Here is a 20,629-nt window from a genome sequence, read left to right on the forward strand (position 1 = left end):
AAGAAACTGTTGCCGTTTTTCAGCGCGCTCATCGCACTACAAGCGCGCAATCCACATAAGCTTAAAAGCTTAAGCTATCGGAAAAGGAAAAGCCGTCACGTTATCAATATGATCTTGGCCTAACGCCAGCATAATCAAGCGATCAATACCAAGCGCCACTCCTGAACATTCAGGCAAGCCAGCCTCTAATGCTGCTATCAAGTGGTAGTCAATCGGCTGTTCGACCAGCCCCATCGTTTTACGCTTTTGGTTATCCGCTTCAAAACGAGCCAGTTGCTCTTGTGGGTTGTCCAGCTCATGAAAACCATTCGCAAGTTCAATCCCTTTGAAATAGACCTCAAAGCGATCCGCAACACGATGATCTTGCGGGTTAATCTTAGCTAGTGCCGCTTGTGATGCAGGAAAATCGTAAACAAAAACGGGTACCTGTTGACCAATTTCCGCCTCAACACCGACACTAAATAGCAGTTGCAGTAAGGTATCTCTATCCTCTTCTGGCTCAGCAATGTCACTTAGACCTAATCGGCTCGCAGCCGATTTTAACTCGTCCATTGAGCCTTCTAACGGACAAACCCCAAGTACCTGCAAAAATGCTTGTTGGTAGCTCATCTTCTGCGCCGCTCCACACTGCAAAATAAGTTGCAGCAATTGATCCATCTCATCCATTAAATCATGGTGGGTAAAACCAACCCGATACCACTCTAACATCGTAAATTCAGGGTTGTGATAGCGGCCATTTTCCTCGTTGCGAAACGCTTTATTGATCTGATAAATCGAACCACTCCCCGCCGCCAAAAGTCGTTTCATATGAAACTCTGGGCTTGTCATTAAATAAAGTTGACGGCCATCAGCATACCCTGGGCCAACAAATTGGGTTTGGAAGGTTTGCAAATGAATGTCGGTTACCGTGGCATGGCTCATGGCTGGTGTATCGACTTCCAATACATCTCGTAGTTCAAAGAAATGGCGGATCTGCTTGAGTAACTGAGCACGCTGTTTGAGTTGTGATATTGATGCGGTTGGCATCCAGTTTTTTCTATTCATGTTCTGGCACACATAAGTTTGGATGATATGAATTTTACTGACTTAAAGCGCAATTCCAAATTCTAACGTGATTATTATCACACAAAGAAAAATAAGTATGCTCGCGCTTGCACTTCCGAAGCAAAAACCTAACAGAATCAATTTTTTCCTTACACAGCTCTTCTACACTACCCGTACCACTTAAGGCTTACGAACCTTTAACTATAACAAGCGGATTTTCCGCATCACACACCGGAGGATAACTGTGCAAATTATCACCACAGATATCGCAGTCATCGGCGCAGGCGGCGCTGGTCTTCGCACTGCAATTGCAGCCGCTGAAGCAAACCCTGATTTAGAAGTTGCTCTGATTTCTAAAGTTTATCCTATGCGATCTCATACGGTTGCAGCGGAAGGAGGCTCAGCAGCAGTTATCAAGGAAGAAGATAGCCTTGACAACCACTTCAACGATACCGTTGGTGGTGGAGATTGGCTATGTGAACAGGATGTTGTTGAATATTTTGTTGCCAACTCGACCCGCGAGATGGTGCAAATGGAACAGTGGGGTTGCCCATGGAGCCGTAAAGAAAATGGCGAAGTCAACGTACGCCGTTTTGGTGGCATGAAAGTCGAGCGTACTTGGTTTGCGGCTGACAAAACAGGCTTCCACATGCTTCACACCCTCTTCCAAACTTCAATGAAGTACCCACAAATCAATCGATTTGATGAGTATTTCGTGGTGGATCTACTTGTTGAAGATGGCGAAGTTCAAGGGCTTATCGCGATTCATATGTCCGAAGGTGAGCTAGTAACCATCAAAGCGAAATCCGTGGTATTAGCCACTGGTGGCGCAGGCCGTGTGTACCACTGCAACACCAACGGCGGCATTGTAACCGGCGATGGTATGGCGATGGCTTATCGTCATGGCGTCCCTCTACGCGATATGGAGTTCGTGCAATACCACCCAACTGGCCTACCTGGCACGGGTATTTTGATGACGGAAGGCTGCCGCGGTGAAGGTGGTATCATCGTCAATAAAAATGGCTATCGTTATCTGCAAGATTACGGTATGGGCCCAGAAACTCCAGTGGGTCAGCCTAAAAACAAATACATGGAACTCGGTCCTCGCGACAAAGTTTCTCAAGCTTTCTGGCATGAACAACAAAAAGGCAACACCATCAAACATCCGCTTGGTGATGTGGTGCTGCTTGATCTTCGCCACCTTGGTGAAGAGTACTTACAGGAGCGTTTGCCGTTTATCTGCGAATTGGCGAAAGCTTACGTCAACGTTGACCCAGCAAAAGAGCCGATCCCAATTCGTCCAACCGTACACTACACCATGGGTGGTATCGAAACGGATGGACAATGTGAAACGCGCATCAAAGGTCTGTTTGCTGTCGGCGAATGTGCCTCGGTTGGCTTGCATGGTGCAAACCGTTTGGGTTCTAACTCATTAGCTGAATTTGTGGTCTTTGGCCGCGTTGCGGGTGAAAGTGCAGTGAAACGCGCAGCGGAATTCAAAGGTTGGAACGATGAATCTATCGCCAAACAAGTCAAAGCCGTAGAAGAGCGTATTGCAGCGTTAATGAACCAAGAAGGTGATGAAAACTGGGCCACCATTCGCACTGAGATGGGTCACACCATGGAAGCGGGTTGTGGTATCTACCGCCAAGAAGATTTAATGCAAGCGACGATTGATAAAATCACCGAGCTAAAAGCACGCTACAAGAACATTAGCATTAAAGATAAAGGCAAAGTGTTCAACACCGACCTTCTGTACGCTATCGAAGTCGGTTATGGCCTTGAAGTGGCTGAAGCTATGGTTCACTCAGCTATCTTGCGTAAAGAATCTCGCGGTGCGCATCAGCGTTTAGACGAAGGTTGTACTGAGCGTGATGATGTGAACTACCTCAAGCACTCTTTAGCTTTCTATCAACCTGATGCCGCTCCAAGTATCGACTACAGCGCGGTTAAGATCACGAAATCTCAGCCGAAAGCTCGTCTCTATGGTGAAGCGGCAGAACAGGCTGCCGCTGCGGAAAAAGCGGCAGAAGAGAAAAGCGCAGAGGAGCAAAAATAATGTCAGCAAATCGCATTCAAAAAGTAGACATTTTGCGCTACGACCCAGAAAAAGATGCTAAGCCACACCTGCAAGCGTTTGAAGTTCCTTTTGATGACACCATGTCAGTGCTCGACGCAATTGGCTACATCAAAGATAACCTTGATAAGGATCTCTCTTATCGCTGGTCTTGCCGTATGGCGATCTGCGGTTCGTGTGGTGTGATGGTTAATGGCGTACCTAAATTGGCTTGTAAAAGCTTCCTGCGCGATTACCCTAATGGCGTGAAAATTGAACCTTTAGCCAACTTTCCAATTGAAAAAGATTTGATCGTGGATATGACTTCGTTTATCGAGCGTCTTGAAGCCATTAAACCCTACATCATTGGCAACGATCGCAAACCTGAAGATGGCACCAACTTACAAACGCCAGAGCAAATGGCCAAATACAAACAATTTGCTGGTTGTATTAACTGCGGTCTTTGCTACGCGGCCTGCCCTCAGTTTGGTTTGAACCCTGAGTTTATTGGCCCCGCAGCATTGACCCTTGCTCATCGCTACAACTTAGATAGCCGTGACTATGGTAAAGCCGAGCGTATGAAGCTTATCAATGGTGATAACGGTGCTTGGGGTTGTACCTTTGTTGGTTACTGCTCTGAAGTGTGTCCAAAACACGTGGATCCAGCAGCAGCCGTCAACCAAGGCAAAGTTGAATCTTCAATGGACTTCGTGATTGCCATGCTAAAACCTGACGGTTCACCAAAGAAAGTGGAGGGATAAGAATGAGTAACCGTAAACCTTACGTTCGTGAAATGACACGTACTTGGTGGAAAGATCACCCATTCTACCGCTTCTACATGTTACGCGAAGCCACGGTACTGCCACTGATATTCTTTACCTTATTCCTTACCTTTGGCTTGGGCTGCTTGGTTAAAGGCCCTGAAGCATGGGAAGGCTGGCTAAGCTTTATGGCAAACCCAATTGTGGTCGCAATCAATATTGTCGCGTTAGCGGGGAGTTTGCTGCATGCACAAACCTTCTTTAGCATGATGCCGCAAGTGATGCCAATCCGCTTGAAAGGTAAGCTAGTCGACAAGAAAATCATCGTCTTAACTCAGTGGGCAGCGGTTGCGTTTATCTCACTGATTGTTCTCATCGTGGTGTAGGAGCTTATAGTCATGAACAACAATTATAAGGTAAATCGCACGCCAAAACGTTCTGATGAACCTATCTGGTGGGGGCTGTTTGGTGCCGGTGGAACATGGTTTGCGATGATTACCCCGATCACCATTCTCGTGTTGGGTATTTTAGCACCATTAGGCATTATCGATGCTGAAGCAATGAGTTATGAACGCGTTTCGAGTTTTGCGACTAGCATCATCGGCGCACTGTTTATCATTGGCACATTAGCCTTACCGATGTGGCATGCCATGCACCGTGTTCACCACGGTATGCATGACCTAAAATTCCACACCGGTTTAGTGGGTAAAATCGCTTGTTATGCGTTTGCTGGGCTAATTTCCGCGCTCGCAGTCGTTTTTATCTTTATGATTTAAAGATGGAAAAGTGATGACATCAAAGAGCTGCCTCGGCAGCTCTTTTTTATTACGGCACTCACTCAGCTTTGGAGCAATAAAAAAGGCCGCTTAACGAGCGACCTTCTTACTTACTTTAAGGTTATTATTTGACTCGACCTACGTACTCGCCAGAGCGGGTATCCACTTTGATCACTTCACCGATAGAGATGAACAGTGGCACACGTACCACAGCACCTGTGACCAACGTAGCGGGTTTACCACCCGTACCTTGCGTATCACCTTTCAAGCCTGGATCAGTTTCAGCCACTTCAAGTTCAACAAAGTTTGGTGGCGTTACCGCAATTGGGTTGCCGTTCCAAAGCGTCAACATGCAAGTGTTGTTTTCCACTAGCCATTTTGCGCTTTCACCCACCGCTTTATTATCCGCCGCAATTTGCTCGAATGTTTCATTATTCATAAAGTGGTAGAATTCGCCGTCGTTATAGAGATAATCAAGATCGATATCCATTACGTCAGCCGTTTCTACTGAATCACCTGACTTAAATGTTTTTTCCAACACTTTGCCAGAAAGAAGTTTACGGATTTTGACACGGTTGAAGGCTTGGCCTTTACCTGGTTTCACATATTCATTTTCGAGAATGACACAAGGCTCATTATCAAGCATAATTTTGAGACCGCCTTTAAATTCATTCGTGCTAACAGTAGCCATTTTTTCCTCTTACCATTCTTCGAGTTAAATTCAATGCCGCATATAATAACCCGAAAACTTGATTCTGTTGAGCAAAACTGGCTTCAACAATTAACGAATGCGATCTCAAACCCTGCAGAGCTTCTCCAGCAGTTAGAGATTGATCCTGCCCTTTGGCAAAACGGGTTTGCCGCACGCAAACTCTTCGCACTACGGGTGCCACAAAGTTTTGTCGATCGCATGGAAAAAGGAAACCCTTACGATCCCCTGTTGCGTCAAGTTTTGCCACTCAATGAAGAGTTTGAATGGCATGATGGGTACTCAAATGATCCGCTTGATGAGCAAAACAATGCCATTCCGGGATTGCTGCATAAATACCGCAACCGAGTGCTAATGATAGTCAAAGGTGGTTGTGCGATTAACTGCCGTTACTGCTTTCGTCGTCATTTCCCCTACCAAGAGAATAAAGGCTCAAAGCCGGTGTGGCAGCAAAGTGTCGACTATATTGCCGCGCATCCCGAGCTCAATGAGGTCATTTTATCGGGCGGTGATCCGTTAATGGCGAAAGATGAAGAACTGCGTTGGCTCATCGATGCAATCAGCAGCGTGCCTCATATTAAACGGTTGCGTATTCACTCGCGCTTGCCCGTGGTGATCCCCGCTCGAATCACCGATGCATTGTGTGATCTGCTGCGTGAAACTCGCTTACAAGTCATTTTGGTGACGCACATTAACCATGCCAATGAAATCAATCTAGAATTCAAACAGCAGATGAGTCGTCTGCGCGCCATCAATGTTACCTTACTCAACCAAGGTGTATTGTTAAAAGGTGTCAATGATAGCGTTGACGCGCAAGTCGCGCTCAGCGAAACGTTATTTGATGCAGGAATTTTGCCTTACTACTTGCATGTGCTGGATAAAGTGCAAGGCGCAGCGCACTTTTTTGTTAGTGATCAAAAAGCAAAAGAAATAATGGCAGGTGTCATTGAGCGAGTATCGGGCTATCTTGTTGCTAAGCTAACTCGAGAAATCGGTGGCAGAGCCAGTAAAACGCCACTCGATCTGCATCTTGAGTAATTACAGAACTTCAAAAGAGCGGTTCGGTGTCAATCAACGAACTCTTACCTTCATACTTTTGGGAAAACCATCATGCAATCTCTCGGACAATTTCTTGATCTTAGTCCATTCAGTTGGTCTGCATTATTGTGCTGTGCTATCAATGGGTTACTGATTGGCGTTGAACGCCAGACCCGCGGTAAACCTGTGGGCATTCGCACATCAATATTAATCATCTCAGGGACTTATCTCTTTCTAGCGATGGCCGTATCACTGTCCCCTAACACTTTAGATCAAGCTCGCGTGCTTGGACAAATTATTACTGGGGTTGGTTTTTTAGGCGCAGGCGTGATGATGACTCAAGATGGGAAAATCCATGGCGTCACCTCAGCCGCTGTTATTTGGGTACTGGCATCACTGGGATTGATGATCGGTCTTGGTTACTTACAGCAATCCATCATTATCACGGTATTAGCATTGTGTGTGTTGTATGGCGTGGATAAGGTAGAAAATAGCTTTCAAAGTTTGCGCCGTGGTGTTCATCAACGCTTTCGTCGTCGTACATAAGGTGAAAAAAGAGCAGCTTGATGCTGCTCTTTCGATTTCAATTCATCGGCTATTTAGCAAAGTTGATGATAGGAAAACACTTAAAGAAACCGTTATCCGCACAGTTAATTAGACCAACCTGAACACCTTCAATTTTTGTGGTTTTGTTGAACAAACCCACTTGCACTTTCGATGTATCAGAGAAGTTTGCTGCACCAACATCAACCATGGTATTACCTTCAGAGTAGTTCACTAGACTGACGTTAGCACCTTGTACATTGTTGGTCAGATTCACTACACCCACGTTAGCACCCACGGTTTGCCCTGTATTCCAGTTTAACAAACCGAGTGAAGCACCAGTCATCTCTTGATTGACTTTCGATGCCCCTAAAAGACCTAAATTTACACCCGTCGTAGAGTCAGTTTCAGATAATCCAACAACGGCGAGATCTAAGCCTTTAACCTCATTCACTTTACCGTAAAGAGCCGCAACACGAACGCCTGATACCGCATTTTCATCCGGCGCATTGAAGTTATTGATGGAAGAAAACATAACTGGAGTGCCAGCCATCGCAACAGAAGAAGATAACGCAGCCACTACGGCTAGTGCTGAAAGTACTTTTTTCATAAAGATCTCCATTGACCAATGAAACCGTTAATATTTGGTTTGTTCACGCTATTCCACTCACATCATCACCAAATTGTGATCAGTGAAGAGACGAAGTCTAGAAGAGTCGGATCACTCAAACGTCAGGATTGAGCTAATTATGCGAAAAAAAACCGGAGGCAAGCTCCGGTTTCTTATTGAGAGAGGATGATTACATCATCCCTCCCATACCGCCCATGCCACCCATATCAGGCATTGCCGCTTCTTTCTTCGGTAGCTCAGTCACCATAGCTTCTGTGGTGATCATGAGGCCCGCGACTGAAGCTGCGAACTGTAGTGCACTACGAGTCACTTTGGTTGGATCCAAAATACCCATGTCGATCATATCGCCATATTCACCCGTCGCAGCGTTGTAACCATAGTTACCTTCACCAGCGCGAACATTGTTAGCCACAACAGAATCCTCTTCGCCCGCGTTTTTCACGATTTGACGAATTGGTGCTTCCATCGCACGTAGTGCAACTCGAACAGATGCACGACATTGAGCGTGATAGTCGAGTTTGCGACCGTATTAAGGCTGTTTTGCTGGCTTCTGAAGGCTGGAGTCAGACTATGATTTCACAAGCTCTTCGTATTCATGAATCGACCGTTGCACGTCACCTCAGTGACTACGTACTTTCTGAAAAACTTAAGCCTGAGAATGGAGGAAGCCAAAGCAAGCTTTCTGCTATTCAAACCATGCACCTAATCGAGCATTTGACTGAGAAAACCTATTCTCATACTCATCAAATTGTCGCCTATGTTAAAGAGACGTTTGGGCTTGATTATACTGTTTCTGGTATGAACAAATGGCTTCACCATAATGGTTTTAGCTACAAGCAACCGAAAGGCATACCACACAAGTTTGATGAAGCAAAACAGCAAGCATTCATAGAGGCGTATGAAGCGCTAAAGGCAAGCTGTGGCGAGGATGAATCGATAGTCTTTATCGATGCAGTTCACCCAACACTATCAACAAAGATATCGCATGGCTGGATACGTACTGGTCAGGATAAAGTGATTGAAACAACGGGTAATCGTAGCCGATTGAACATTATTGGCGCACTGAACCTGTCGGATATTGGTGCAACCATTGTTCACGACTATGAGAGCATTAACAGTGAATCGATTGTTCGTTTTTTCTGTAAGTTAAGAGAGAGTTATTCGTTAGCCCATAAGCTTCATATCATATTAGATGGTGCGGGATATCACCGCAGTGACTTAGTCAAAGATGCGGCGTTTGTCCTGAATATTAAACTGCATTATCTTCCACCTTACAGTCCAAACCTCAACCCAATAGAGCGGCTATGGAAAGTAATGAATGAGAAGTCGAGGAACAACGTTTACTTCAAAAGAAAACGGGACTTCAAGGCGGCAATAGACCAATTTTTTTCTGTGACTCTTCCAGAGATCGCAGGCTCTTTGACATCTCGAATTAATGATCATTTTCAGGTTCTCAAGCCTGCATCTTCAAGTTGATTCGGTATAGGTTGGCATTGTCGCCCATACTTTCAGACTGTTTATTTACGGAAATAGAGGCTTGTTCAAATATATCCATAACACTGCGATTTGACGATTCGCCCGCAGCTAGCTGTTCAAAACCTTTAGCTACTTCTTCGCGTAATATTTCGAGCTGTTGATTTTTAGTCACATCTTTTTCAAACAACAATCTCAACCCATCACGGATCACTTCACTCGCTGAGGTATATAAACCATCAGAGACTTTCTCTGTGATCCTTCTTTCGAATTCTTTGCCTAAAGTAATATTCATAATTAACACTCCAACCATTTAATACCCATATTATGCGCACTATATGCGCCCAATTCAAGTTTAACTAAAAGAGAGTGATGAAAGTAAAAGTCAGTTGACTACTTTTCTGGCATCATTAATTGATACGATCACGCTACTGAAAGCCACAATATGCTGCCCATGGATGAATTATCACCTTGTATTTATAGAACTAACCATATGGAAGAAATTATCGCCCCCACTTTAACCCCTAAAATTATAACGTTTGTTGAAAAACAGAAACAAAAAAAAGATATAACATCAATATGTTATGGCTTCCTAGAAAAGCGATTTAGGCTAAAATCTACTACATGTTCCCCCATATAGCATTTATCCTTTTGTTTTAATAGGACTTATTGAGTTGGGATTACTTATCACCCCCCACTTTAACCCCCTAATTATTCGGAACTAACTCTAACCAATTGAATTTTAATGAAATAATCAACTTTAGTGTTATATTTAAAATTTTTATATATAAATACTTATCCAACTAAATCCAATTACTTGCATTCCATTTATTCAATAAATTGTTTTTTGTTAAATTATTAGATAGTTAACGGATTTTATACTCGTTCATTAACCCGAGTTGAGGTTAAGTATTATTTTCATAAGGCATAACGCCCCCGAGCCGAGTTATAAGTTACATTAATTGGCCAAAGTGAGATAGAACACTGGTTAGCCCAGAGGGAGGATGACAATAACTTTTTAAAAAATTTAGATAAAATTAATCAATATTGAGTTGATGCATGATAAAATCTATGCATAGTTTTACTTTAGAAATTTGATACTTTGAGCGTTGATACAATATAAAAATACCGGCATCAGCACGCTGAGTAATATTTATTGGAAAGTCAGTTGCTACTTCAACTAACTCCCCTGATTCAATATATTTATCTACTCCCCAAGACGGCGCTAACATCAGTCCTCGATCAGTCAACGCCGCATTTAATAATGTTTTCCCGTTGTTACAAATAACAACAGGATTAATAGCAATTTTTTTCCAGTGACTGTTTTCATTAACCCACCAAGGGAGCGCACCACTGGCGACTCTATGTTGTAAGGTCGGACAATGTTCTAAATCTTGAAAAGATAACACCTCTTTGTTATACAAAAGTTGAAGTGAATACAGCAGTTTTGGCGACGCTACTAATTTAAAGTTATTTTTACTTAATTGTTTCGCCACAACGCGCTCATCAGGTGCAAAACCAGAACGAATAGCAATATCAATGGGGTCTTTACCTAACACGGTCAGGCTATCAGAGTAGTCTAAATCAAGGGTTATTAACGGGTGATCTTGCTGGAATTTTTCTAATATAGGCGACAGTATTTGCTCACCATAGCTAGGCATGGCACTTATTCTTAGTATCCCTTCGGGTGTACTCATACGCTGCATCATCAATTCATCGGCATCATCGAGCTTCTCCAGCCCCTCAATAATCATGTCGTAATAGAGTGAGCCAAGTTCTGTTAGCTCAACAATACGAGTTGAGCGCTTTAATAACTCTAACCCTAGTATTGATTCAAGATCTTTAATTCGTCGCGAAATAGAAGAAGACGGCACTGAAAATTCTTGCGCTGCTAAACTAAAACTTTTTAATTCCGCTACACGTTTAAAGTAACGCAGAGCCCTCATTTTATCCATAATACCCGCATAACCTGTATCAATAATGCCAAACAATGCCCTATTGTTGTTTTAAAGACAATAGTGATTTGCCGTTTTACCTATTTTTCTTTAGACAGCTTATCTGTAACATTCATCTCAATCGAGTTGCAGCAATGCATTAACTCCCTTATAAAATATTAAATTAGGAATAAAAACATGAAAGCATTAATGATGACCCAATACGGCGATGTAAATACTAGCTTAGCATTTCAAACGGTAGCAAAACCACAAATTAGCAACAACCAAGTATTAATCAAAACGCATGCTGCAAGTATTAATCCGATTGACTACAAAGTGTTGCGAGGCGATATGAAAGCTTTTTCAAAACTTACATTCCCTGCAGGTATCGGCCGTGATGTCAGTGGCGTTGTTGCAGAAATTGGGGCAAACGTAAAAGGACTAGCCATTGGTGATGAAGTTTTTTCAAGAGTCGCTGAACCTTATGCAGGCACACTAGCGGAATATGCTGTTTCTGATGCCGATCATATCGTTAAGAAGCCAAACAATTTGAGCCATGAAGAAGCAGCAAGCATACCGTTAGTTGGCCTAACCGCATACCAAGCGTTAATCGATATTGCTAAGTTGCAATCAGGTGAAAAAGTATTAATTCATGCAGGTTCTGGTGGCTTAGGCACGGTTGCCATTCAGTTAGCAAAAAGTTTAGGCGCTTTTGTCGCAACCACAACAAGCACAGCAAATGTTGACTTAGTCAAAAGAATTGGTGCTGACCAAGTGATCGATTACAAAACTGAAAATTACCTCAATGAAGTTAAAGACTTTGATGTCGTGTTTGATACTTTAGGTGGAGACTACACAGCAGACGCATTTAAAGTTATAAAAATGGGTGGACGTGTTGTTTCTGTTTCTGGTGACCTTGATGGTCAAACAACTAAAAATTTAGGATTAAGCTTTTTTATTCGCGGATTACTCGCCTTAAAAGCTAGAAAAGTAACAAAAGCAGCAGAGCAAAAGAAAGCATTGTACCGCTTTGTATTAATGTCACCTAATGGTCAGCAACTATCTGCCCTAGCTGATTTATATGTTGCCAATACAATAACCCCAGTAATTGACTCAGTTTACAAGTTTGATAACAGCGTAGAAGCATTTAATAGTTTAGTAAAAGGACGTGCTAAAGGAAAAATCGTTATTAATTTTGTTGACTAAATAGATAAGAAGCCCAAATGGTAATATTTGGGCTTCTTTTAAATAGTTAGAGCTATAATTATAGAGTTTTCACTCTACTACATCATGCCACCCATGCCGCCCATATCAGGCATGCCAGCAGATTCTTTCTGTGGTAAGTCGGTTACCATCGCTTCTGTTGTGATCATAAGCCCAGCAACTGACGCAGCAAATTGCAATGCGCTACGAGTCACTTTGGTTGGGTCCAAAATACCCATGTCGATCATATCGCCATATTCACCCGTCGCAGCGTTGTAACCATAGTTACCTTCACCAGCGCGAACATTGTTAGCCACAACAGAATCCTCTTCGCCCGCGTTTTTCACGATTTGACGAATTGGTGCTTCCATCGCACGTAGTGCAACACGAATACCTACGTTTTGCTCTTCGTTGTCACCTTCAAGGCCCGCAACTTTAGCAGCCGCACGGATCAGTGCAACACCACCACCCGCAACCACGCCTTCTTCAACGGCTGCGCGAGTTGCATGCAGTGCATCTTCTACACGATCTTTCTTCTCTTTCATTTCAACTTCAGTGGTTGCACCGACTTTGATCACTGCAACGCCACCTGCCAGTTTGGCCACGCGTTCTTGTAGTTTTTCTTTGTCGTAATCTGAAGTTGCGTCTTCAATTTGTTGACGAATTTGTGCAACGCGACCTTTAATGGCTTGCTCTTCACCTGCACCATCAATGATGGTGGTGTTTTCTTTAGTGATAGAGATGCGCTTCGCTTGGCCTAGATCTTCCAAGGTCACTTTTTCAAGCTCAAGACCGATCTCTTCAGAAATCACAGTACCGCCCGTTAGGGTAGCAATGTCTTGTAGCATCGCTTTACGGCGATCACCAAAACCAGGTGCTTTCACGGCAGCAACTTTTACAATGCCACGCATGTTGTTCACAACCAGCGTCGCCAATGCTTCACCTTCAACATCTTCCGCCACAATCAGTAGTGGACGAGAAGCTTTTGCTACCGCTTCAAGTGCAGGAAGCAGTTCGCGAATGTTAGAAATTTTCTTATCAACCAATAGGATGAATGGGCTATCTAGATCAACACTGCCCGCTTCTTGGTTATTAATGAAGTAAGGAGATAGGTAACCACGATCAAACTGCATACCTTCCACTACATCGAGTTCATCTTGCAGTGCTTGGCCTTCTTCAACAGTGATAACGCCATCTCGGCCCACTTTTTCCATCGCTTCAGCAATGATGTTACCCACGCTTGAATCCGAGTTCGCAGAAATAGTACCCACTTGCGCAATAGCTTTAGTGTCTGAACAAGGTACTGAAAGCTCTTTCAACGCTTCAACCGCCGCCACGACAGCTTTGTCGATACCACGCTTAAGATCCATTGGGTTCATACCCGCTGCTACAGCTTTCAAGCCTTCAGTGATGATCGCTTGCGCTAATACCGTTGCGGTTGTCGTTCCGTCACCCGCTGCATCGTTAGCTTGAGAAGCAACTTCTTTCACCATTTGTGCACCCATGTTCTGGAATTTGTCTTCCAGTTCAATTTCACGCGCAACAGTGACACCATCTTTGGTGATAATAGGTGAACCAAACGATTTATCTATCACAACGTTACGGCCTTTAGGGCCAAGGGTGACTTTTACTGCATCGGCTAGAATATTAACGCCTTCTAGCATTTTAATACGTGCATCGTTACCAAATTTAACGTCTTTAGCAGCCATCTTTAATTTCCTTTTCTAAATTCTGTTTTAATCAATCGTTTTTGAATCAGAGCAAAAATTACTCAATGCTTACTCGACAATCGCCATGATGTCGTTTTCAGACATAATGAGCACTTCTTTACCGTCGATCTTTTCCGTTTTAGTACCGTAGCTTTCTGCAAAAATAACCGTATCACCTACTTTGACATCCAGCGGTTGTACCGAACCATTTTCAAGGATTCGGCCTTTGCCTACTGCTAAGATGACGCCGCGAGTCGATTTCTCTGCAGCGGAACCTGTTAGAACAATGCCACCAGCAGATTTAGATTCAACTTCTTGGCGTTCAACGATAACTCGGTCGTGTAATGGACGAATGTTCATCGGTCGTCTCTCCTGATTAGATTTTCCGTTAGGTTTATGAAAAGGCTGATTACTCAGCTCGTGAGTGATAAGTGGGGGAGCAAGCAAGGGATCCCAAGGGGGGAAAGCGAAAATTTTGTGATCTATTTAACGAATTGATAGCGAATCTTGGTTCTGTGCTGACAAAAGTTACTAGCGGCTCATCCTGTATAGTCAATAATTTGCTTTATTAAGCTGCTTCTTCATAATAGATAAGGCAAACAGAGGAATGCGATGAAAACCATTGACCGAATACTTCAAACCATCAAACGCGATGGAGCGGTAACCGCTAAACGACTGGCCGACGACCTAGGTATTACCACCATGGGGGCTCGCCAGCACCTACAAAGTTTGGAAGATGATGGCATTGTGGCGTTTCATGATGTCAAAGTAAAAGTCGGACGCCCTACTCGACACTGGTCTTTGACACAACAAGGCCACGACCAATTTGCTGATCGGCATGGCGAGTTGATCATCCAAGTGATTGATGCTGTTGAGCACCTTTTTGGTAAAGAAGGACTAGCCAAAGTGGCGGCAGAGCGTGAAGCTCACACATTAGCACAGTATCAACACGCATTAATTGATTGCCACAGTTTAGAAGAAAAACTAGCTAAGCTAGTGACGCTTCGTGAGCAAGAAGGCTATATGGCAGAGCTCATACCATCAACGAACGGTTACACTTTAATTGAGAACCATTGCCCTATCTGTAAAGCTGCGGTACGCTGCCCTAATCTGTGCCAATCTGAACTTAATATTTTCCAAACGTTGATCGGTGAGCAATATGTAGTTGAGCGGAGCGAACACATCATTATGGGTGAGCGTCGCTGCCGTTATCAAATCACACCACGCTAAGATCGTCTCATTAGTAAGAAATGGCGATTTCGTTCCAACTCCTACCTTATTGATCGGTTATGCTTTCATTGTGTTGATAAAATAATCAACAGAGAAATAGTGTAAAGGAGAAAGATATGGAGCCCCCTCAAAAACAGGCCTTACCTTCTTTTGATGAGTTGGTTGAACTTGCCAAACATAATCCAGATGCCTTTACGCAACTGAAAAAAGATATCTGTGAAGAGATGATCCTCTCCTCTTCCAACAACATGCAAGACAGGTTATGGGCTCAGCAAAGTCACATTGACTTGGTGGTGAGCCAATGCAAAAACCCTGTCCATGCTAATGTTATGCTGATGCGTGAGCTCGGCGAACAGATGATGAAATTTAGAAATGCCTTAGATGGCGAATCGGCGCGCACTCAACCGAGCGCGACCATCATTCCATTTGTGCCGCGCCACAGCGACTGGCGTTAACCTCGCTATTTGAAGCTTTTTAAAACAACAGGAGGCATTGGCCTCCTGTTGTTTCATCAATTTTTTTCTATCAAGTTTACTCAGGTTCAGGTCCGTAGCGGTTGCGGCTTTGCGTTCCCTTCATAAAACCACATTCGACTAAAATCCATGAGCCACAAACCAGTGCGACCAGCGATACCAATGACTCTGTCATACTGGCTTGAGTGGCGATCTCGGCACTCGCAAAAGGCATACTCATACGGCCTATCACCAAAGGGACATTAAGCAATAACCACCAAGCAGACTTATCTCTGTCATGCCAACGTTTTACCGTGATGGCCAAATCAGGCAGTAACACCACTAGCAAAAACAGCGGCAAGATCAGGTGCGTATAGGCAGGAAATATTTGGTTTGCAGCGAGTGCGAAGCCCATAATGGACGCGTAATAACAGAGATTCCACATCCAAAATACTTTGCGCCCGATGCGTCCTTGAAATGAAAATAGCAGTTCTTTAATCGACATCTTGTTACCTAAAATGGTTAATTTACAACCTTTTGGAAGCAATCTTTATCCATATCACGCACATTCACGGTCAGACTCCTGACTTGACTAGCTTGCTGTTGCAATACCGCCATTAATTGACGTGACAACTCTCTTTTTTGTTCAGGTGTCCGCCCTGACAGTAAATCAAAGCTGAGGTGAATAAAATCAACACTGTCGCCCTCTTCACCAATGCACCAATGGTGGCAGCGTAGCGCCCGTGATTTTACTGAGTCAGCGTCAAATAATCCGCAGCGAAGTGCGACTTGGTGAAGATCTTCCAATAACCCTTGAACATTCACACGTTCATCCACAGAGTTCGAGTATTCCATAACAAGGTTGGGCATACGAATTCCTTTTCTTCATTCATGATCAAATTTCAACACTGGTGAGCCTTATTGGTATCACTAGCTTTTCTTTTAACAGCCACTAATAGCAATTAATCTCGTAAAATCCGAGCCATTATCGGCTATTCTGTCTATCTGATCACTGATAAGGGGTATCACGCATTGCTTAAGATCCCATAAAGTCATGACTCGAATCATGATCTGACCGATTTTATCTGTTATATTCTTTCGCAATCACGTTTATTTTTGACATTCATTCATTTTAACTTTGATAGATAATGGAGATATTCCTATGCGTCATCCTGTAGTTATGGGTAACTGGAAACTAAACGGCAGCAAAGAGATGGTTGTTGAGCTGCTAAATGGTCTGAATACAGAGCTTGAAGGCGTAACTGGTGTTGACGTAGCCGTTGCTCCACCAGCACTTTTTATTGACCTAGCAGAGCGCACTCTGACCGATGCGGGTAGCGCGATCATTCTGGGTGCCCAAAACAGCGACGTACACAACAGTGGCGCATTCACTGGCGATATGTCTCCAGCAATGCTGAAAGAATTCGGTGCAACACACATCATCATTGGTCACTCAGAGCGTCGTGAATACCACAACGAATCCGATGAATTTGTGGCGCAAAAATTTGCATTCCTAAAAGAAAATGGCCTAACACCAGTACTTTGTATCGGTGAATCTGAAGCACAAAACGAAGCTGGCGAAACAGTGGCCGTATGTGCACGTCAACTTGACGCTGTGATCAACACTCAAGGTGTTGAAGCGCTAGAAGGTGCGATCATCGCTTACGAACCAATCTGGGCGATCGGCACAGGTAAAGCAGCAACAGCAGATGATGCTCAACGTATTCACGCTGCCATTCGCGCGCACATTGCTGCAAAATCAGAAGCAGTCGCGAAGAATGTCGTTATCCAATACGGCGGTTCTGTAAAACCTGAAAATGCAGCAGCTTACTTCGCACAACCAGACATTGATGGTGCTCTAGTTGGCGGCGCAGCACTTGATGCGAAAAGCTTTGCAGCTATCGCAAAAGCAGCAGCTGAAGCGAAAAAAGCGTAATTATTCACACTAATTATCGTTAAGAAGGTCAGCATTTGCTGGCCTTTTTGTTTCTTCACTCTCGTCACGCTTCCCATCCTAGCAGCTATAGTCGCGATCGCCAGAATCAAGTATCCTAACGTTTTGCTTAACCTACGTTGCCAGTAATGCACGATAAACACGGCCTATTAACCGCCCCAATTCCAAATGTGCTCAGTCAAATGACGATCCCAATGATTTTTGGTTTGATCGCGATTTTGATGTTTAACTTGGTCGACACCTTTTTTATCTCACTGCTGGGCACCGAATCTCTTGCCGCCATCAGTTTTACCTTTCCCGTCACCTTTGCGGTCAACTGCATCACCATGGGAATTGGTATTGGACTTTCGACGAGTATTGGCCGCTTACTCGGTCAAGGTGACGCTAAGAATGCGGCGCGTTTTTCTAGTCACGGTGTGTTACTGGCTGTGGTGCTGGTGACATTCGCTTCAATTCTGGGTTTACTGACCATTAAGCCACTCTTCCTACTGCTTGGTGCCACTGACGATTTAATCCCTTTGATTGAGCAATACATGCAGGTTTGGTATTTGACTATTCCTTTGCTCGTTATTCCCATGGCTGGTAACAGCGCAATTCGAGCCACAGGTGACACCAAAACACCGGCTAAAATTATGATGCTCGCAGGTTGTATTAACGGTCTGCTCGATCCGCTGCTGATTTTTGGTTATGGCCCTTTCCCTGAATTAGGAATCCAGGGTGCTGCTATTGCCAGTGCATTCAGTTGGTTAGGCGCACTGTGTGGATCGCTATATGTCTTAATCAAAAGAGAAAAATTATTGGCATGGCCGTATTTTCCTACTTTATGGCATGATTGGCAGCAGATCTTAAAAGTGGGCACACCAGCGGCACTCTCCAATGCAATGAATCCACTCTCTGGCGCGCTATTAATGATAATGCTGGCCAGTCATGGCACGGCTGCCGTGGCCGCTTACGGCGCCGCGCAGCGTATTGAGTCGATACTCATTTTGGTCTTGATGTCACTAACCTCAGCACTGACTCCCTTTATGGCACAAAACATCGGCGCAAAAAATATCGAGCGTAGCTTTGCTGGCCTGTTCCTCAGCATGCGTTTTTCTATCGTATTTCAATTGATGATTTTTGCGATGATGGTACCGCTGAGCATCCCTTTGTCAGCCCTATTTTCTCAAGAGCCCTCGGTGCGCGATCTATTGTGGCACTATTTGCTGGTGGTGCCACTGAGCTATGGCTTTCAAGGCATTGTGATGATGCTTGTATCTGGATTGAATGCATTGCATCAACCCATGCGCGCCTTTCAGTGGAGCGTGATGCGGCTATTTGTGTTCACTCTTCCTGCCGCGTGGTCAGGTTCGTATCTCTATGATGTCGAAGGGCTGTTTATCGGGATTGCCGCAGGCAATACCTTAGGTGGGCTGCTGGGTTATTACTACGCCCTGCGTCTAAAACGAACTTACCTGTTTCGCTAATGCTACCATTTATCTGGTTGAGCACGTCGTGGTGAACTAAATATAAAAAAGCCAGCATTCATGCTGGCTTTATCACTTAGAAGCATCGCCTTTCAGCGCGAGAAACTACTCTTCAATCTCGTCAAGGTCATCATCTAAGTCCATATCCACATTTAAAGGCTCAGGAGATAAAATAATACCCGTATTATCAGCGTATAAATAATCTTCAGGTAGGAAAGTGACGCCACCAAAATTGACAGGCACATCCACTTCACCGATACCTTGATTGGATGCTCCAACAGGAATAGAGGCGAGCGCTTGAATGCCGATGCTCATCTCTTCGAGTTCATCCACTTCGCGGACACAACCGTAAACAACGATGCCTTCCCACTCATTTTCTTCAGCAAGAGCGGCCAATTCTGCATCAATCAGCGCACGGCGCAGTGAACCACCACCATCAATTAACAGCACCCGTCCTAGCCCATCTTGCTCTAATACTTCACGGATTAAGCCATTATCTTCAAAACATTTAATCGTCGTAAGCTGGCCAGCAAAGGATGCGCTTCCACCAAAGTTACTAAACATTGGCTCCACCACATCGACTTGGTCGAGATAAATATCACATAACGCAGAGGTGTTGTATTCCATAATGGTTCTTCTCTTGCCGAAAATTATCTTCACCGAGTATATAGGGTCATTAAGTCATTGCAATGACAAGCGACAATTAACTCGTCAGAGTTTGAGCTATAACAATTCCAACAAACAACAAGTTGGTGATCAGTGAACATTTAACGATAGCGGGCATCATAGGTGCTATCTGCGCAGGTTGATCACTCACCCACACCGCTTTACTGTGTTTTACCACTACCACAATGCTCAACAAAAAGGGCAAACTTATCCACGTTGGGCTGCTTTGCATCACTAAATACCAAGCAAAAGCGACCACCGCACCCGCCAATAGCATAAAGTGATATTGCTTGGCGCGCGTTTGCCCAAGACGTACGGCAACGGTTTTTTTTCCGCAAACTGCATCATTTTCAATATCACGCATATTGTTGACATTGAGCACAGCGACCGCCAATAAGCCACAGCCTAACGCGGGTAAGAACAGGCTCGGTTCCACATGGCCGGTATGCAAGAAATAGGTTCCAGACACCCCAAGTAAACCAAAGAAAATGAACACGGATAAATCACCTAAGCCGACATAGCCGTAGGGTTTGTTACCGACCGTGTAAGCAATCGCGGCCACAATAGCGAGCACGCCCAGCCCGACAAAAGCCAGAATACTTTGCACACTATCCAGTGCATAAAAAATCAACACCAAACCCGAGATAACCGTCAATGTGATGTTAATCAGCATCGCTTGCTTCATATCATCGAGCGTCACCGCACCGGACTGAATCGCTCTGATTGGCCCTAAGCGAGCCTCATTATCCGTGCCCTTGACCGCATCACCATAATCATTTGCAAGGTTAGATAAAATTTGTAGTAAAGTTGCGGTAAGCAGAGCAAGCAGCGCTACTGGCAACGAAAAATGGCCCGATGAGAAAGCTAACGCGCTGCCCGTTAAAATAGAAACTAGCGCGAGAGGGAGCGTTTTAGGCCTGGCCGCATCAAGCCAGATATGGAGCGAATTCTTCATGCAAGGTCACTGCCGTTCAAAAAAGGGGT

The 20,629-nt window shown here is 44.3% G+C and carries 23 protein-coding genes and 1 pseudogene; 12 read left to right on the plus strand and 12 right to left on the minus strand.

The features are described from left to right. Positions 1 to 69: 69 nt before the first annotated feature. Complete coding sequence (gene epmA / locus PL85_RS07890) at positions 70 to 1,044, minus strand: elongation factor P--(R)-beta-lysine ligase (protein WP_115339351.1); 975 nt, start codon at positions 1,042 to 1,044, stop codon at positions 70 to 72. A gap of 244 nt (positions 1,045 to 1,288) precedes the next feature. On the opposite strand from epmA, the gene frdA reads away from it, so the two are divergent. The 4 genes from frdA to frdD are packed head-to-tail and all read left to right on the plus strand — an operon-like array spanning position 1,289 to position 4,637. Beyond that, positions 1,289 to 3,103: a fumarate reductase (quinol) flavoprotein subunit gene (frdA, locus tag PL85_RS07895; RefSeq protein ID WP_013855868.1), complete on the plus strand. Its 1,815-nt coding sequence runs from the start codon at positions 1,289 to 1,291 to the stop codon at positions 3,101 to 3,103. After that, the gene (locus PL85_RS07900; protein ID WP_115339352.1) at positions 3,103 to 3,861 is read left to right on the plus strand and encodes a succinate dehydrogenase/fumarate reductase iron-sulfur subunit; all 759 of its coding nucleotides are present in this window, start codon (positions 3,103 to 3,105) and stop codon (positions 3,859 to 3,861) included. The genes frdA and PL85_RS07900 overlap by 1 nt, the downstream gene beginning before the upstream one ends. Positions 3,862 to 3,863: 2 nt before the next feature. Then, positions 3,864 to 4,247, plus strand: coding sequence for a fumarate reductase subunit FrdC (gene frdC / locus PL85_RS07905; protein WP_094127512.1), 384 nt, complete (start codon positions 3,864 to 3,866; stop codon positions 4,245 to 4,247). A 12-nt stretch (positions 4,248 to 4,259) separates the two neighbouring features. Then, positions 4,260 to 4,637, plus strand: a complete 378-nt coding sequence (frdD, locus tag PL85_RS07910; protein WP_010317640.1) for a fumarate reductase subunit FrdD — start codon at positions 4,260 to 4,262, stop codon at positions 4,635 to 4,637. Between the two features lie 124 nt (positions 4,638 to 4,761). Here frdD and efp read toward each other — a convergent pair whose 3' ends face one another. After that, positions 4,762 to 5,328 carry an elongation factor P gene (efp, locus tag PL85_RS07915; RefSeq protein WP_017043203.1) on the minus strand — a complete coding sequence of 189 codons (567 nt, stop codon included), beginning with the start codon at positions 5,326 to 5,328 and terminating at the stop codon, positions 4,762 to 4,764. Positions 5,329 to 5,361: 33 nt separating this feature from the next. Here efp and epmB point away from each other — a divergent pair, with 33 nt between their 5' ends. After that, a complete protein-coding gene (gene epmB, locus PL85_RS07920; RefSeq protein WP_115339353.1) occupies positions 5,362 to 6,384 on the plus strand; it encodes an EF-P beta-lysylation protein EpmB in 1,023 nt (340 codons plus the stop codon). A gap of 72 nt (positions 6,385 to 6,456) precedes the next feature. Then, a complete protein-coding gene (locus tag PL85_RS07925) occupies positions 6,457 to 6,930 on the plus strand; it encodes an MgtC/SapB family protein (RefSeq protein ID WP_013855863.1) in 474 nt (157 codons plus the stop codon). A 49-nt stretch (positions 6,931 to 6,979) separates the two neighbouring features. Here PL85_RS07925 and PL85_RS07930 read toward each other — a convergent pair whose 3' ends face one another. Beyond that, positions 6,980 to 7,537, minus strand: coding sequence for a VC2662 family protein (locus PL85_RS07930; RefSeq protein WP_026027420.1), 558 nt, complete (start codon positions 7,535 to 7,537; stop codon positions 6,980 to 6,982). 190 nt (positions 7,538 to 7,727) lie between these two features. Next, positions 7,728 to 8,045, minus strand: a pseudogene (locus PL85_RS07935) (TCP-1/cpn60 chaperonin family protein); the annotation flags it as partial. 2 nt (positions 8,046 to 8,047) lie between these two features. Between PL85_RS07935 and PL85_RS07940 the strand changes: the two are divergent. Continuing rightward, positions 8,048 to 9,034 (plus strand): IS630 family transposase, encoded by a 987-nt coding sequence (locus tag PL85_RS07940; RefSeq protein ID WP_088729188.1) that lies wholly within the window; start codon positions 8,048 to 8,050, stop codon positions 9,032 to 9,034. On the opposite strand, the gene PL85_RS07945 is transcribed toward PL85_RS07940, so the two are convergent. Together PL85_RS07945 and PL85_RS07950 are read right to left on the minus strand one after the other, a co-directional pair. After that, positions 9,012 to 9,326, minus strand: a complete 315-nt coding sequence (locus PL85_RS07945) for a type II toxin-antitoxin system ParD family antitoxin (protein ID WP_088729189.1) — start codon at positions 9,324 to 9,326, stop codon at positions 9,012 to 9,014. The genes PL85_RS07940 and PL85_RS07945 overlap by 23 nt on opposite strands. 742 nt (positions 9,327 to 10,068) lie before the next feature. Continuing rightward, positions 10,069 to 11,022: a LysR family transcriptional regulator gene (locus PL85_RS07950; RefSeq protein ID WP_232473089.1), complete on the minus strand. Its 954-nt coding sequence runs from the start codon at positions 11,020 to 11,022 to the stop codon at positions 10,069 to 10,071. Between the two features lie 141 nt (positions 11,023 to 11,163). On the opposite strand from PL85_RS07950, the gene PL85_RS07955 reads away from it, so the two are divergent. Further along, positions 11,164 to 12,171, plus strand: a complete 1,008-nt coding sequence (locus tag PL85_RS07955) for an NADP-dependent oxidoreductase (RefSeq protein ID WP_088729191.1) — start codon at positions 11,164 to 11,166, stop codon at positions 12,169 to 12,171. A 77-nt stretch (positions 12,172 to 12,248) separates the two neighbouring features. On the opposite strand, the gene groL is transcribed toward PL85_RS07955, so the two are convergent. Further along, positions 12,249 to 13,877, minus strand: coding sequence for a chaperonin GroEL (groL, locus tag PL85_RS07960; RefSeq protein ID WP_115339354.1), 1,629 nt, complete (start codon positions 13,875 to 13,877; stop codon positions 12,249 to 12,251). A 69-nt stretch (positions 13,878 to 13,946) separates the two neighbouring features. Beyond that, a complete protein-coding gene (locus PL85_RS07965; protein WP_010317634.1) occupies positions 13,947 to 14,237 on the minus strand; it encodes a co-chaperone GroES in 291 nt (96 codons plus the stop codon). A gap of 252 nt (positions 14,238 to 14,489) precedes the next feature. Here PL85_RS07965 and PL85_RS07970 point away from each other — a divergent pair, with 252 nt between their 5' ends. After that, entirely contained in the window at positions 14,490 to 15,107 is a 618-nt protein-coding gene (locus PL85_RS07970; RefSeq protein WP_115339355.1) for a helix-turn-helix transcriptional regulator, read from the plus strand. Between the two features lie 116 nt (positions 15,108 to 15,223). Continuing rightward, complete coding sequence (locus PL85_RS07975; protein ID WP_013855858.1) at positions 15,224 to 15,562, plus strand: DUF3135 domain-containing protein; 339 nt, start codon at positions 15,224 to 15,226, stop codon at positions 15,560 to 15,562. Positions 15,563 to 15,638: 76 nt separating this feature from the next. Here the strand turns inward: PL85_RS07975 and PL85_RS07980 are convergent, their stop codons facing one another. Both PL85_RS07980 and PL85_RS07985 read right to left on the minus strand, forming a co-directional pair. Further along, complete coding sequence (locus tag PL85_RS07980) at positions 15,639 to 16,064, minus strand: DUF805 domain-containing protein (protein WP_026027889.1); 426 nt, start codon at positions 16,062 to 16,064, stop codon at positions 15,639 to 15,641. Between the two features lie 17 nt (positions 16,065 to 16,081). Next, the gene (locus PL85_RS07985; protein WP_017043199.1) at positions 16,082 to 16,429 is read right to left on the minus strand and encodes a 5-carboxymethyl-2-hydroxymuconate Delta-isomerase; all 348 of its coding nucleotides are present in this window, start codon (positions 16,427 to 16,429) and stop codon (positions 16,082 to 16,084) included. 292 nt (positions 16,430 to 16,721) lie between these two features. Between PL85_RS07985 and tpiA the strand changes: the two genes are divergently transcribed. Together tpiA and PL85_RS07995 are read left to right on the plus strand one after the other, a co-directional pair. Then, entirely contained in the window at positions 16,722 to 17,495 is a 774-nt protein-coding gene (tpiA, locus tag PL85_RS07990) for a triose-phosphate isomerase (RefSeq protein WP_088729193.1), read from the plus strand. A 146-nt stretch (positions 17,496 to 17,641) separates the two neighbouring features. After that, positions 17,642 to 18,979 carry an MATE family efflux transporter gene (locus PL85_RS07995; RefSeq protein ID WP_115339356.1) on the plus strand — a complete coding sequence of 446 codons (1,338 nt, stop codon included), beginning with the start codon at positions 17,642 to 17,644 and terminating at the stop codon, positions 18,977 to 18,979. Between the two features lie 105 nt (positions 18,980 to 19,084). Here PL85_RS07995 and rraA read toward each other — a convergent pair whose 3' ends face one another. Further along, positions 19,085 to 19,606 (minus strand): ribonuclease E activity regulator RraA, encoded by a 522-nt coding sequence (gene rraA, locus PL85_RS08000; protein ID WP_026027418.1) that lies wholly within the window; start codon positions 19,604 to 19,606, stop codon positions 19,085 to 19,087. Between the two features lie 76 nt (positions 19,607 to 19,682). Further along, on the minus strand, positions 19,683 to 20,600 hold the full coding sequence (locus PL85_RS08005) for a 1,4-dihydroxy-2-naphthoate polyprenyltransferase (protein ID WP_017049221.1): 918 nt from the start codon (positions 20,598 to 20,600) through the stop codon (positions 19,683 to 19,685). Between the last annotated feature and the right edge of the window lie 29 nt (positions 20,601 to 20,629).

Origin of the sequence: Vibrio anguillarum (genome assembly GCF_001989995.2) — a bacterium.
Classification (GTDB): domain Bacteria; phylum Pseudomonadota; class Gammaproteobacteria; order Enterobacterales; family Vibrionaceae; genus Vibrio; species Vibrio anguillarum.

What these genes read in the sequence shown, in the direction of transcription:
- epmA (WP_115339351.1), bottom strand. Translation starts at nt 1,044, where the DNA reads ATGAATAGAAAAAACTGGATGCCAACCGCATCAATATCACAACTCAAA.
- PL85_RS07900 (WP_115339352.1), top strand. Translation starts at nt 3,103, where the DNA reads ATGTCAGCAAATCGCATTCAAAAAGTAGACATTTTGCGCTACGACCCA.
- frdC (WP_094127512.1), top strand. Translation starts at nt 3,864, where the DNA reads ATGAGTAACCGTAAACCTTACGTTCGTGAAATGACACGTACTTGGTGG.
- frdD (WP_010317640.1), top strand. Translation starts at nt 4,260, where the DNA reads ATGAACAACAATTATAAGGTAAATCGCACGCCAAAACGTTCTGATGAA.
- efp (WP_017043203.1), bottom strand. Translation starts at nt 5,328, where the DNA reads ATGGCTACTGTTAGCACGAATGAATTTAAAGGCGGTCTCAAAATTATG.
- epmB (WP_115339353.1), top strand. Translation starts at nt 5,362, where the DNA reads ATGCCGCATATAATAACCCGAAAACTTGATTCTGTTGAGCAAAACTGG.
- PL85_RS07925 (WP_013855863.1), top strand. Translation starts at nt 6,457, where the DNA reads ATGCAATCTCTCGGACAATTTCTTGATCTTAGTCCATTCAGTTGGTCT.
- PL85_RS07930 (WP_026027420.1), bottom strand. Translation starts at nt 7,537, where the DNA reads ATGAAAAAAGTACTTTCAGCACTAGCCGTAGTGGCTGCGTTATCTTCT.
- PL85_RS07940 (WP_088729188.1), top strand. Translation starts at nt 8,048, where the DNA reads ATGCACGACATTGAGCGTGATAGTCGAGTTTGCGACCGTATTAAGGCT.
- PL85_RS07945 (WP_088729189.1), bottom strand. Translation starts at nt 9,326, where the DNA reads ATGAATATTACTTTAGGCAAAGAATTCGAAAGAAGGATCACAGAGAAA.
- PL85_RS07955 (WP_088729191.1), top strand. Translation starts at nt 11,164, where the DNA reads ATGAAAGCATTAATGATGACCCAATACGGCGATGTAAATACTAGCTTA.
- groL (WP_115339354.1), bottom strand. Translation starts at nt 13,877, where the DNA reads ATGGCTGCTAAAGACGTTAAATTTGGTAACGATGCACGTATTAAAATG.
- PL85_RS07965 (WP_010317634.1), bottom strand. Translation starts at nt 14,237, where the DNA reads ATGAACATTCGTCCATTACACGACCGAGTTATCGTTGAACGCCAAGAA.
- PL85_RS07970 (WP_115339355.1), top strand. Translation starts at nt 14,490, where the DNA reads ATGAAAACCATTGACCGAATACTTCAAACCATCAAACGCGATGGAGCG.
- PL85_RS07975 (WP_013855858.1), top strand. Translation starts at nt 15,224, where the DNA reads ATGGAGCCCCCTCAAAAACAGGCCTTACCTTCTTTTGATGAGTTGGTT.
- PL85_RS07980 (WP_026027889.1), bottom strand. Translation starts at nt 16,064, where the DNA reads ATGTCGATTAAAGAACTGCTATTTTCATTTCAAGGACGCATCGGGCGC.
- PL85_RS07985 (WP_017043199.1), bottom strand. Translation starts at nt 16,429, where the DNA reads ATGCCCAACCTTGTTATGGAATACTCGAACTCTGTGGATGAACGTGTG.
- tpiA (WP_088729193.1), top strand. Translation starts at nt 16,722, where the DNA reads ATGCGTCATCCTGTAGTTATGGGTAACTGGAAACTAAACGGCAGCAAA.
- PL85_RS07995 (WP_115339356.1), top strand. Translation starts at nt 17,642, where the DNA reads ATGCACGATAAACACGGCCTATTAACCGCCCCAATTCCAAATGTGCTC.
- rraA (WP_026027418.1), bottom strand. Translation starts at nt 19,606, where the DNA reads ATGGAATACAACACCTCTGCGTTATGTGATATTTATCTCGACCAAGTC.
- PL85_RS08005 (WP_017049221.1), bottom strand. Translation starts at nt 20,600, where the DNA reads ATGAAGAATTCGCTCCATATCTGGCTTGATGCGGCCAGGCCTAAAACG.